The 11,776-nt window shown below is 59.4% G+C and carries 10 protein-coding genes; 5 read left to right on the forward strand and 5 right to left on the reverse strand.

Translation table 11 applies throughout. From position 1 onward, the window contains the following. Positions 1–81 precede the first annotated feature (81 nt). Positions 82–267 carry a hypothetical protein gene (locus tag CLR77_RS16705; RefSeq protein ID WP_097461823.1) on the forward strand — a complete coding sequence of 62 codons (186 nt, stop codon included), beginning with the start codon at positions 82–84 and terminating at the stop codon, positions 265–267. A 15-nt stretch (positions 268–282) separates the two neighbouring features. On the opposite strand, the gene CLR77_RS16710 is transcribed toward CLR77_RS16705, so the two are convergent. Together CLR77_RS16710 and CLR77_RS16715 are read right to left on the reverse strand one after the other, a co-directional pair. Further along, positions 283–1,032, reverse strand: coding sequence for a TIGR01621 family pseudouridine synthase (locus CLR77_RS16710; RefSeq protein ID WP_227519965.1), 750 nt, complete (start codon positions 1,030–1,032; stop codon positions 283–285). A gap of 43 nt (positions 1,033–1,075) precedes the next feature. After that, positions 1,076–3,091, reverse strand: coding sequence for an AarF/UbiB family protein (locus CLR77_RS16715; protein ID WP_097461824.1), 2,016 nt, complete (start codon positions 3,089–3,091; stop codon positions 1,076–1,078). Between the two features lie 182 nt (positions 3,092–3,273). Between CLR77_RS16715 and CLR77_RS16720 the strand changes: the two genes are divergently transcribed. The 3 genes from CLR77_RS16720 (at position 3,274) to CLR77_RS16730 (ending at position 6,869) form a co-directional block, all read left to right on the forward strand. Then, the gene (locus CLR77_RS16720; RefSeq protein WP_227519966.1) at positions 3,274–4,056 is read left to right on the forward strand and encodes a pseudouridine synthase; all 783 of its coding nucleotides are present in this window, start codon (positions 3,274–3,276) and stop codon (positions 4,054–4,056) included. A gap of 76 nt (positions 4,057–4,132) precedes the next feature. After that, the gene (locus CLR77_RS16725) at positions 4,133–5,791 is read left to right on the forward strand and encodes a methyl-accepting chemotaxis protein (protein ID WP_097461826.1); all 1,659 of its coding nucleotides are present in this window, start codon (positions 4,133–4,135) and stop codon (positions 5,789–5,791) included. Between the two features lie 46 nt (positions 5,792–5,837). Further along, positions 5,838–6,869 carry an NAD-dependent epimerase/dehydratase family protein gene (locus CLR77_RS16730; RefSeq protein WP_097461827.1) on the forward strand — a complete coding sequence of 344 codons (1,032 nt, stop codon included), beginning with the start codon at positions 5,838–5,840 and terminating at the stop codon, positions 6,867–6,869. Here CLR77_RS16730 and CLR77_RS16735 read toward each other — a convergent pair. Both CLR77_RS16735 and CLR77_RS16740 read right to left on the reverse strand, forming a co-directional pair. After that, on the reverse strand, positions 6,858–7,958 hold the full coding sequence (locus CLR77_RS16735; protein ID WP_097461828.1) for a tRNA-queuosine alpha-mannosyltransferase domain-containing protein: 1,101 nt from the start codon (positions 7,956–7,958) through the stop codon (positions 6,858–6,860). The genes CLR77_RS16730 and CLR77_RS16735 overlap by 12 nt on opposite strands. Before the next feature lie 23 nt (positions 7,959–7,981). Further along, the gene (locus CLR77_RS16740) at positions 7,982–8,530 is read right to left on the reverse strand and encodes a phosphohydrolase (protein WP_097461829.1); all 549 of its coding nucleotides are present in this window, start codon (positions 8,528–8,530) and stop codon (positions 7,982–7,984) included. Between the two features lie 166 nt (positions 8,531–8,696). Here CLR77_RS16740 and CLR77_RS16745 point away from each other — a divergent pair, with 166 nt between their 5' ends. Further along, the gene (locus tag CLR77_RS16745; RefSeq protein ID WP_097461830.1) at positions 8,697–10,166 is read left to right on the forward strand and encodes a protein adenylyltransferase SelO; all 1,470 of its coding nucleotides are present in this window, start codon (positions 8,697–8,699) and stop codon (positions 10,164–10,166) included. 50 nt (positions 10,167–10,216) lie between these two features. On the opposite strand, the gene CLR77_RS16750 is transcribed toward CLR77_RS16745, so the two are convergent. After that, positions 10,217–11,731 carry a fumarate hydratase gene (locus CLR77_RS16750; RefSeq protein ID WP_097461831.1) on the reverse strand — a complete coding sequence of 505 codons (1,515 nt, stop codon included), beginning with the start codon at positions 11,729–11,731 and terminating at the stop codon, positions 10,217–10,219. Between the last annotated feature and the right edge of the window lie 45 nt (positions 11,732–11,776).

Below are 11,776 nucleotides of genomic sequence, written 5' to 3' on the forward strand. Positions count from 1 at the left end.
AGTATCATACAACGCCGTAATGGGCGATGGCAGAGAGGGCGCATTAAGGCCCTGCAATAGTATTTCGCCAGAGTAATTACCATGTCGAACGTCATTCCTTTTCGCAAACCGGACCTGAAAAAACGCGCCAAGGCCCATACCCTGTGCAAGAACGGTTACCACAAATGGAAGATCGTTCAGGAACGAAAGTTTGATGTGAAGCAGGGGCGGCTGGTGACACTCTCTCGCTGCATCCGCTGCGGCAAGGAAAAGACCACACTGACGTAAGGTCTCCCACCCGATTCAGGGTTTGGGGACGAGAAGACTCCCTTCCGGCCAGCCTTGCGACCAGGGCTGAGACCACGCCTCCAGCGACGTCCTGACCGCAGGTTCATTGAATAGTCTGCCCTGCGTCGGTGGCACCACCCAGTGCAGAACCTCTCCCTGCCAGGGAAAAACAAGTCCGAAGGCATGTAAATAGCCGCGATCGGCTCCTGAGAGGGTGCCTTCGCCCGCCAGATAGGGAGAGGTACCGGAGTAATAACGGGGGTCGCCCAAAATCGGCGCGCCGAGACTGCGCATAACAACGCGCAATTGATGCGTCTTGCCGGTGAAAGGTCGCAACAGGAAAAGGCGTAATCCCAGCCCAGTGCCCTGGCTGAGAAAGCGGGTTACCGAAGGGTTTTCCATGGTCTTGGCCAGCTTCCAGCTCCCGTCCCGACTTTTCAGCAGATCCCCCACAACCCTTCCCTGCTTACGGGATGGTTTGCGATCGGACAGCGCCACATAATACTTTTCGACCCGCCGCTCCCGAAACAGTCCTGATAACGCCTGATTCGCCGCCCGGTGCCTGGCCAGCAACAGTAATCCGGAGGTCATGCTATCCAAACGGTGGACCGGATAGAGTTCGTCGAACCCCAGCGCTTCACGCACCTGAGTCACGATTCCCGGTTGTTCACCACGCTGATGCATATCGATGCTCGGCGCCTTGTCGATCAGGACAAAGTCGTCGTTAGCGGTAACCAGGGAAAATGGAGGACATGCCAACATCATCAGAGGCGTCTTTTGACGAAACGACCGGGCAAACGGACTCTTGTCATGAGAGCCGCTCGTCCCTCAGTGCCATCAGCAACTGCCCGCGACGCTCCCAGAACCGCTCACGCGCCAGATTGAACGGAAACAGTGCCAGATCCACAGACAGGTCCCGGCCGAGAATCAGCGGCGACATGCCCTTGTAAAAGCCCGCATAGGTACCGGCCATGGCTACCAGGGAGCGGGACAGGTGCAGGTAGTCGCTCTGCACGACCAGCCCCATTTGGTAGGTGTTCGACATCAGGTGCATTGCCGTCTGCAGCCGCCGACGCAGCCCCGGAACGCCTTCACGGTAAAGCGTACGAACCGGCTTGCGGTGCAAGGGCGCAATACGCTTTTTCTGAAGCGTTTCATTCAACGCTGCGACAATATCGTCACGCCGTTCAGCATGGATGTCAGGTTCGGTGCTCATGCCAATCAGGCTATCAGCCAGGCGCTCAGTATCGCCGGCCAGCACGGCCACCAGATAATTCCAGATCATCGACCATTTGCCACGCATATCGACCACGTTACCCCAGTCGATCAGATAGAGTTCGCCACGTTCGTTGACCAGGATATTGCCGGGATGCAGATCGCCATGGAACTCCTGGTGAACCACCAACTGTTCCAGAATCGCAAACAGGAAGTGTTCGGCAATTCGCCGCTGCAGACGCCGACGGGGCTTCCCGGTTTCTGCAGCCAGTGCCCGGTTGACCGCCACGGCGTCCTCAAGGAACTCCATTTCCAGGATGCGGCCGGATACCGAGTACACGTCCGGTACATGCCACACCTTCGAATACTCGGCACGCTGGGCAAAGCGCCGTTGTACGACGGCTTCGGCCTCGAAATCCAGTTCCTGCTCAAAGCCACGGGTGAATTCCTTGACCTGTTCAGCCATGGCTCGCAGGAAGGGTAGCAGCTTTGAATGCGGCGCCCAGTACTGGGAGCTGACCAGCATCAGCTCTATCGCCAGCGCCCCCATCTGGAACTCACGCTCCAGATTATGCCTCGCAACCTTGACGATCACCGGCACCAACAGCTCCATACCATCTCGCTGAACCGGCTTCTTCGCCAGATAGACCGAACCGATGGAACCCGACTTGAGCGGCGCATTGACGTCGAAGTTGAAATAGATATCCCGTGGCAGCTTACCCAGCGACTCCATGAAGGCCTGATTGACCTCCTCCGGCGACATCGGGTCGACGTCTTCCTGGAAGACCTGCAACTCCCGTGCGATTTCCTCCGGCAGAAAGTCCGAGTTGGCCGCCGCCACCTGCGCCATCTTGACGAATAGCGGACCGAATTCCCGCACCATCTTGGCGACGATTTGGGCCTGGGCGTGAAAATCCTGGGGATCAGTCTGCAGGAACGGCTTGATATAGCGAATGGCCCGGATCTGGCGGCGCAGGATCACGAGGTCGCCACGCAGGACCTGAACCTTGCCCAGCATGTCGGCCAACGCTACCTGATTGACCCGTCGCAGGTGCTTAACCCGGTTAAGAAGGTCTACCAATAGAGGTTCATAAGTCCGCAGAACTGCCCGGGTTATCTCCAGATTGAGTTCGACCAGCCCCTTCAATTCGGGAGCGGCAATCAGCTCCTGAAAGAAATGCCAGAATTCATCGACGATGACGTCCGGAATTTCCACCGGACTGCGCAACACCACCTGTTTGACCAGGAATCGGATCAGGTTTTCAGTGGATTCCTCATTGGGAATCAAGCGATAGCGTCGCAGGTAGACCGTCAACGCACGGCTGTGCTCGGACAAGGGATGCTCGTACAACACCGCAAACAGGCGGTCCAGTTCGGTCGCCAGCTCCGCCCGCGTCATGTCCTCGTCCCGCAATAGCAACCTCGCCAAAGGAACGAAGGCGGATGGTAGTTTCGCGGTACTCATGGCGAACGAACCCGCGCCACGTAAAATGGCGTCAGTGCGGGCTTTCAGGACCGGCAGGTTGATCTCGATGATCTTCTTGCCTTCGAGCCGTTCTGCGGACGGGCCCTGCGGCTTTTTGACTGGTCTATTGTCCTGAGACGACATGTACCACGCTATCCGATGCTGGAACGCTGGGCCCCGCCGGGGGAGTTGCCGGACCCGCCTTTCATCTTCCTGAGACAGGGCATTGTACTGTGTACCGAGGCGTCTGTGCTAACGTCTGTGCTGACGATATGCCCAGCCTGGCTCAGCCACCCGCAAACCACCCTACAACGCAGACAGATGACGTGGAAACACCCCCGCTAAAAATTCTTTATCAGGACGACTATCTGGTCGCCATTCACAAACCCACAGGACTGCTGGTGCACCGCAGCCCGGTGGACCGGCGGGAAACGCGTTTTGCCATGGCGATGCTGCGTGACCAACTGGGACGCTGGGTATATCCGGTCCATCGGCTGGATAAACCGACCTCAGGCGTGCTCCTGTTTGCGCTCGATGCCGAAACGGCGAAACACGTCGGCAGTCAGTTCGAACAGCAAAGCGTCCGCAAGCGCTATCTGGCGATCGTTCGCGGCCATCCGCCTCTCGGCGGCATCATCCGCCATGCGATTGCCGACATCGACGACCTCAATTCGCGCCGGAAACGTCCTGATGCCGAGCCCCAGCCAGCCCTGACCCTCTACCACCGGCTCGCCACCCGGGAGCTCCCCGTCAGCGTCGACAAACGTTACTCGACCAGCCGCTATGCCTTGATGGACCTGGCGCCTCGCAGCGGGCGGCGCCATCAGTTGCGGCGTCATCTCAAACATATCAGCCACCCGATCATCGGCGATACCACTTACGGTAAGGGCCCCCACAACCGCTTCTTCAAGGAACAGTTTGGTGTCGACCGTCTCCTGCTGGCCGCCTATCAGCTGTCGCTATCGCACCCGGGAACCGGCGCCCCGCTGATCCTCCAGGCTCCGCTGGAAGGACGCTTCCTCGACGCTGTGACAGCTCTTGACTGGCTACCTGAGCTTCCGTCGGCCGCCAGACCGGACCCGGCGAATCCGGCGCTCGACCTTACATAATCCCGTTCAAGGTCTAGACTGACTTAGACCATTCCCGGACACCGGGAGCCAGACAAGAATAATTGAGGTACCACCCATGATCGAAATGCTGCGTCGGCTGAGCATTCAACGCCGCCTGTTGATCCTGTTCGGGCTGGCCGTCCTGTTGCTGCTGGGCCTGGAATATTTCGGCAGCAGCTCGCTGTACAGAACCCTGCTCCACGACCGTCAGGCCCAGACACGCAATGTGGTGGAAGAAGCCGCTGGTGTACTGAATCACTTTTACCAGTTGCAGACAGCCGGAACCTTGACCGAAGAACAGGCGCAGGCCCAGGCAAAATCTGTTCTCGGCGACCTCCGCTATGGTAACGATGGCTATTTCTGGATCAACGATCTCGACACCCGCATGATTATGCACCCCATCAAGCCATCGCTGGACGGGAAGATCCTCGCCGCTGTGAAAGACCCTGCCGGCAAGCACCTGTTTCAGGCCATTGTCGACGTTGCCAAAGCCAAGGGTGAAGGCCGGGTAGATTACCTGTGGCCCAAACCCGGTCACGACGAGCCGGTCGAAAAGACCTCTTACGTCAAACTGTTCAAACCCTGGGGCTGGGTTGTCGGCTCCGGCGTCTACCTGGACGATATCTCGTCCGATTTCCGGGACGCCATGATCACCCGCTCAGGCCTGATCGCAGCAGGGCTGCTGATTCTGATAATCGCCAGTTTCATGATCGGCCACAGTATTATTCAGCCACTCGAATCCAGCGCCGACGCACTGGAGAATATCGCATCCGGTGACGGAGACCTGACCCAGCGGTTACCGACCGCGGGCGAGGACGAGCTGGCCCGGCTCGGAGAAGCCTTCAACACCTTTGCCACCAAGATCGGCCAGATGATTGGCGAACTGGACGGCGTGATCAGTCGCAACCGGGAAACATCGGGAGATGTCATCCGGGTCGTCAAAGGCGCGGAACAGGCATCCGCCGAGCAAAAGCAGGAACTCGATACCGTCGCTGCTGCTGTCGAGCAGATGGTCACCACCAACGAGGACGTCGCCCGGCGCCTAGGTGAATCCGCCGAAGCCGCCAAGGAGGCCGATGCCGCAGCCGTACGAGGCGGTAAGTTGGTACAGACCACCAACCAGGCCATGGAAACCCTAGCAGGCAACATTGCCGAGTCCGCCTCGACAATGACGGAGCTGGCTCAGGAGTCCCAGAATATCGGCGGGGTGCTGGATGTCATTCGCGGAGTGGCCGACCAGACCAACCTGCTCGCGCTCAATGCTGCTATCGAAGCTGCCAGGGCCGGCGAGCAGGGCCGCGGCTTTGCCGTCGTTGCCGACGAAGTCCGCTCCCTCGCCCAGCGTACCCAGGATTCGACGGACGAAATCCAACAGATGATTTCGCGTCTCCAGCAAGGTGCGGACAAGGCCGTTGCAGCGATGACAGCCAGCCAACAACAGTCTGAATCAGCCCGTACCCAGGTCCTCGAAGCCAGCGAAGCCCTGGAAACCATCGTCCGTTTGGTCGGCACCATCACCGAACTGACCCAACATGTAGCCGCCGCTGCCGAGGAACAGACTCAAACGTCAGGCGAGATCAGCCGCAGCCTCAATGGCGTCGCCAGCTATGGCGACGATCTGGTCAGCCGTCTGAAAGAAACGGTCGACGCCACCCACACACTATCCAGCTCGGCAGAAACCCTGGAAAATATCGTCAGCCAGTTCCGTACCAACGGACGGTCTGCAAAAACCTGACAGCACCCGGCCAGCCTCTGGCCGGTCTTTCCCTGGAGGTCAATAAATGAAGGTGTTGGTCACTGGCGCCAACGGCCACATCGGCGCGCATGTCGTGCGCCAGCTAACTGCCGCCGCCCATGAGGTACGCGCCCTGGTTCGACCCAACGCCGACCTGAGAGGCCTTGAAGGCGTCGATTGCGAGCGCGTAATAGGTGATGTCATGGACGAAAAGTCGGTGATGGCCGCCACCGAGGGCGTCGACGCCATCATTCACCTCGCCGCCGTCTATAAAACCCAAGCGCGAGACCCGGAGGTCATTGTCGCCCCGGCATTACAGGGAGCACGCCATATTTTTGAGGCGGCTCACGCCCGCGGCATCAAACGTATCGTGTACACCAGCTCGGTGGCCTCCATCGGATTTTCCTACGATCCGCAGCACCTGTTGACCGGCGACGATTGGAACCGCGATCCCCACAACCCCTACTATGTGGCAAAGACGCTCAGTGAAGAAGCTGCCCAGGCCCTTGCCAGACAATACGGCATCCACCTCGTTGTCCTGTGCCCTGCCCTTGTCTTGGGTCCACTCGATTACCGGATCACGCCCTCCAACCAGTTGGTCAGGGACTGGCTCAACGGCCAGGGCCAGACCTACCAGGGAGGCCTCAATCTGGTGGATGTACGGGATGTAGCTGCTGCCCACGTCGCGGCGCTGACAACTGGAGAGAATGCCCGTCGTTACGTTGTGGGTGGCGAAAATCTGGAAGTGCGCCAGATTGGCCGCCTGCTCGGAGAGCTCACAGGTATCAGGCCGCTGCACGTCGGTTTGAGCCGGGGACTGATGCTATGGTCGGCGAAATGGGTCGAGCGCCTCTTTCGGCTGATCAGAAAAACGCCGCCGGTCACCTACGATCTGGTCTACGAAGTCGTCGAACGCTACTGCTATCTGGACACTGCCGAAACCAACCGGACTTTCGGCCTCAACCCCAGGCCCGCCAGGGAGACACTCAGGGACTGTATCGACTGGCTTCTCGCACAGCAGCGCCTGAAGCCTGCTACCGCCCAAAAGGTGCGTCAACACCTGCCGTCAGCGCAATAGGGAATCGAACAGGCTGCGGTAACGGGGCAGCAGCGCCGAGGCCGCCACACCGGAGATATCGGGAACGGCAGGAGGCGCCGCCCGCCAATGGGCCAGCGCAGAGACCAGGTTCTCTGCCGCCACCTGCCCCTGCGCAATCGCATCCTCCACCGCCGGATAGCGGAACCCGTTCGGCACATATTCCGGGTAGGCCAGACGGTCCGGCACCCAGGGCAAACAGCCAGCGGCCATCGCCTCCTGCACACTGAGCCCCTGAAAATCGTGCCACGCGGTCGACAGTACCAGATCCGCCTGCGCCAATAGCCTCCGATAGTCTTCCACCTCCGGGATAAATCCCCAGTGGTGGATAACGTCACTATGAGCCTCCCGAAGCCGGGTCAGGGGTGCCGGACAGCGACGAAAACCCTCCCCCACGACACTGAGCCTGAAGGGCTGCTTGAGACCTTTCAAATGTTCGACAAATGCCAACAGGACCTCCGGCCCCTTGTCGTACTCCCATCGATGATTCCAAAGCACATGAGGTCGCGAAAAATCCGGGACGGCGTCATGTGGGCGGAAGACATCCGTTTCCAGGGGAACCGGCAGGATCGAGGCCTTTTCGCCAAGCCGGTCGATTATTCCCGTTGGGACGGCATCTGGCAGGCGCTGTAGCAACTGTTCAACCCCCGCCAGAAAACTGCGCCGGTTCCAGTCGCTGTTGAAAACCAGTCTATCGGCCGACAACGCCGCATACAGGTTGACCATCGCCGGATCGATGCTGGCGTGCTGACGATCGCTGCCGGGATAGGCGAATTGGTTTTCATGGAAATAGAGTACTGCCGGCGTCCCCGCCAACCGCGGATGCAAGCCACGCAACGTCGCCAGGTCAACCATCGATGTGGCGACCACCAGGTCCCAATGCTCATCCAGAGAAGCTTCATTGAGCCAGCTCAACGGGTTCCCACGGATCCGCCAGCGGAAATAGCGGGGCGGCAAGGTCAACGCCTGCCAGGTCCAGTCCTCCACCCCCGACATCAGCGTTTTCCGCCAGCGGGCATGACTACCGGCATCATAGGCAGACAGCACCAGCAGGCGGGGCACATCCGTCATAAAAAAATCCTACGCGTGAAAACTCACCAGCGTAGCATGGGTAACGGCGAAAACGGGAAATGGCGACAACGCTCTATGGCCAGTGCCCAGCCCCGCCGCTGGTATCCCCTGATCGGAAAAGCCTGCCGAATTGAACGAAACTGTGCGCGCGGCAAGCCGAAACGAAAGATATCGCCGAGAAGATCGCTCCATACAGCCTTGCGAAACGCCTCCACCAGCTTCGTTTGGCGACAGGGCCGCAGCCGGTATTGGTTCAAGATCATTTGTCGAACCAAGCGCTGTTTATAGGCCAGGGACGAGGTCCCCACCTCAAGGTGCTGGGCCAGCCAGGCACTGGCGTGATCAGCCGACGGTTCCAGATAATCCAGCGTTTTGTGCTGCCAGATCCCCGCCTGATGCCAGGCAGCCGCAACCTGAATCAGCGCCCTTTCCTCTTCTTCAAGAGCCGGTAGAAACGCCTCTGTCAGCCGGATTACCCGGTAGACATGGTTTCGGTACCGCTGAAAGTCTTCCTGCAACGAGCCGCCGAGCATCGTCAATATGCGTTCGACCAAGGGCAGATTTTCTTGCATTGGACCTCTCCTCGCCGACAGACTAGAAGCGTCGACTCCTGACAGGAATGCGACGCGGAAAGCCCGAATGCCCGTCTCACCAGGAACGGTATAGGCCGATGGGGAAGCCACCCGTTCAATGAAGCAAACTAACAGGCACTTTTAGAGTGATCGACCTAAATTGACGATGTCCTCGCTGGAAACACTGAATATCCAGAATACCTACACGGCATTGCCGGAGTCATTTTTCCGGCGGGTGATGCCGGAACCCCTGCACGATCCCAAACTGGTGAGTCTCAATGAACCGCTGGCGCTGCAATTGGGGTTGAACCCGGAAACACTGGACCGGCAGGCGCTGGCAGAGCTGGGAGCAGGACAATGGATTCTGGAAGGTATGGAGCCGCTGGCCATGAAGTACACCGGCCACCAGTTCGGTGCCTACAATCCCGATCTGGGCGACGGCAGGGGCCTGCTTTTGTGCGAGACGCTGGATCGCGATGGTCGGCGCTGGGACTGGCACCTCAAGGGCGCCGGCCGCACCCCCTGGTCCCGTTTCGGGGACGGACGTGCCGTTCTCCGCTCGACGATCCGCGAATACCTGTGCAGTGAGGCGATGAACGGATTGGGTATTCCCACCACGCGCGGCCTCTTTATCGTCTCCGCCAGCGACCCGGTCTATCGGGAAGGTCAGGAAACCGCTGCCACGTTGATGCGCCTGGCCCGAAGCCACCTTCGTTTCGGGCACTTCGAATATGCCTTCTACCACCAGGGCGAAGAGGCCGTCAGAACCCTGGCTGACTATACGATCCAGACCTGTTTCCCCGACTTGCAGGATCATCCGTCTGCTGAAGATCGCTACGAGGCATTGCTGACCCGGATACTGACCCGAACCGGCCAGTTGATCGCTCATTGGCAGGCGATCGGATTTGCCCATGGCGTCATGAATACCGACAACATGTCGGTTATTGGCGACACCTTCGATTACGGCCCCTTCGCCTTTCTCGACGACTTCCAGGCCGGCTTTATTTCCAATCACTCCGATCACAACGGCCGTTATGCGTTCAACCAGCAGCCGCTGATCGGCTTCTGGAACAGCCAGTGCCTGGCCCGCGCCTTCACCGCCATTCTCCCGGAAGACAATATTCGACGCGCTCTCAGTCAGTATGAAACCGCCTACAACACTGCCTTTCTAGGCAACATGCGTCGCAAACTGGGAGTGACGACGGAACAGGAGGATGACCTGTCCCTGGTGATGGACCTTTTCCGCCTATTACACGAGCATCGGGTGGATTACACCCTGTTCTTCCGACGACTGAGCCACTTTGGCAACCCCGATGCGGCTCCCATCCGCGACCTGTTCGTCAATCGCGAAGCCTGCGAAGACTGGCTTACACGCTATCGCAAGCGGCTGGAAACAGAAGGTAGCCTGACCGACACAGGGCGATACGATCGCATGTTGGCGACCAACCCCAAGTACATTCTGCGCAACTATCTGGCGCAACAGGCAATAGAGCAGGCGCAGCAGGGCGATTATTCGGAGGTCAACCGCCTGCTCGCGGTGCTTAGACAGCCTTACGACGAGCAACCGGACTACGAGCGCTATGCGAAAGAACCGCCGGACTGGGGAAGAAAGCTGTCAATCAGCTGCTCTTCCTGACCGCTTGAGAGGAATGGGCGCCACCGAAAAGGTGGCGCCGAAACACGTGATCAGGCGCGCTGGGCGGCGATGATCTTGTCGTGCCAGATCTGGGGACCGGTCTGGTGAACGGAAACCCCCTTGGTGTCGACTGCAACAGTCACGGGCATGTCCTCGACCTCGAATTCGTAGATCGCCTCCATCCCCAGTTCCTCGAAGGCCACGACCTTGGCCGCCTTGATCGCCTTGGACACCAGATAGGCCGCCCCACCGACCGCCATCAGGTAGACGGCGCCGAAATCGCGAATCGCATCGATCGCCACCTGTCCGCGCTCGGCCTTCCCGATCATGCCCATCAGGCCGGTCTCAGCCAGCATGGTGCGGGTAAACTTATCCATGCGGGTTGCTGTGGTCGGGCCCGCGGGGCCGACGACTTCTTCCCGTACCGGATCAACCGGCCCGACGTAATAGATGAAGCGGTCGGTCAGATCGACAGGCAGCTTCTCGCCCTTGGCCAGCATATCGACCATCTTCTTATGGGCTGCATCCCGGCCAGTCAGCATCTTGCCGGACAGCAGGACCGTTTCGCCCGGCTGCCAAGCCTTGATGTCTTCACGTGTCACCGTATCCAGGTTCACCCGGCGAACATTCTCGCCCACTTCCCAGGTGATATCCGGCCAGTCGTCCAGACTCGGCGGTGTTTGCAGTGAAGGGCCAGTGCCATCCAGCACGAAATGCGCGTGGCGAGTGGCGGCACAGTTGGGAATGATCGCGACCGGCTTGTTGGCGGCGTGGGTCGGGTAGTCCTTCACCTTGACGTCCAGAACCGTCGTCAGTCCACCCAGCCCCTGGGCACCAATACCCAGTTGGTTGACCTTTTCGAACAGCTCCAGGCGCAGCTCTTCGGCACGATTTGACGCACCACGGGCCTGGAGTTCGTGAATATCGATCGGATCCAGCAGCGACTCCTTCGCCAGTTCCATCGCCTTCTCGGCGGTACCACCGATACCGATGCCCAGCATGCCGGGCGGACACCAGCCCGCCCCCATCTTGGGCACCATTTCCAGCACCCAGTCGACCACCGAGTCCGACGGGTTCAGCATGGCAAACTTGGACTTCGCTTCCGAGCCACCGCCCTTGGCCGCCACATGGACATCCACGGTATTACCCGGCACCAGTTTGTGATGTATCACGGCCGGCGTGTTGTCCTTGGTATTGCGACGGGCACCGTCCGGATCAGCCAGGACAGAGGCCCGCAGGACATTATCCGCGTTCGTGTAGGCACGGCGAACACCTTCGTTGATCATGTCGTCCAGGCTCATCGTCGCATCCCAGCGGACATCCATCCCCACCGTCACAAAGACCGTCACGATCCCGGTATCCTGACAGATCGGACGGTGCCCCTGCGCGCTCATCCGCGAGTTGATCAGGATCTGGGCCATGGCATCCTTGGCGCCCTGGGACTCTTCCCGCTCATAGGCTTCATGCACGGCTTTGATGAAATCGGTGGGGTGATAGTAGGAGATGAACTGCAACGCATCGGCGACACTTTCGATCAGGTCGTCCTGGCGAATCACTGTGGTCATGGGCTCTCTCTCTGCTGAGTAGACTCTTTAGCTACGTTCGGTCAT

This window comes from Mangrovitalea sediminis (assembly GCF_002514725.1).
Classification (GTDB): Bacteria; Pseudomonadota; Gammaproteobacteria; order Pseudomonadales; family Oleiphilaceae; genus Mangrovitalea; species Mangrovitalea sediminis.

Coding starts and splice junctions, on each gene's coding strand:
- CLR77_RS16705 (WP_097461823.1), top strand. CDS start 82: ATGTCGAACGTCATTCCTTTTCGCAAACCGGACCTGAAAAAACGCGCC.
- CLR77_RS16710 (WP_227519965.1), bottom strand. CDS start 1,032: ATGATGTTGGCATGTCCTCCATTTTCCCTGGTTACCGCTAACGACGAC.
- CLR77_RS16715 (WP_097461824.1), bottom strand. CDS start 3,091: ATGTCGTCTCAGGACAATAGACCAGTCAAAAAGCCGCAGGGCCCGTCC.
- CLR77_RS16725 (WP_097461826.1), top strand. CDS start 4,133: ATGATCGAAATGCTGCGTCGGCTGAGCATTCAACGCCGCCTGTTGATC.
- CLR77_RS16730 (WP_097461827.1), top strand. CDS start 5,838: ATGAAGGTGTTGGTCACTGGCGCCAACGGCCACATCGGCGCGCATGTC.
- CLR77_RS16735 (WP_097461828.1), bottom strand. CDS start 7,958: ATGACGGATGTGCCCCGCCTGCTGGTGCTGTCTGCCTATGATGCCGGT.
- CLR77_RS16740 (WP_097461829.1), bottom strand. CDS start 8,530: ATGCAAGAAAATCTGCCCTTGGTCGAACGCATATTGACGATGCTCGGC.
- CLR77_RS16745 (WP_097461830.1), top strand. CDS start 8,697: ATGTCCTCGCTGGAAACACTGAATATCCAGAATACCTACACGGCATTG.
- CLR77_RS16750 (WP_097461831.1), bottom strand. CDS start 11,731: ATGACCACAGTGATTCGCCAGGACGACCTGATCGAAAGTGTCGCCGAT.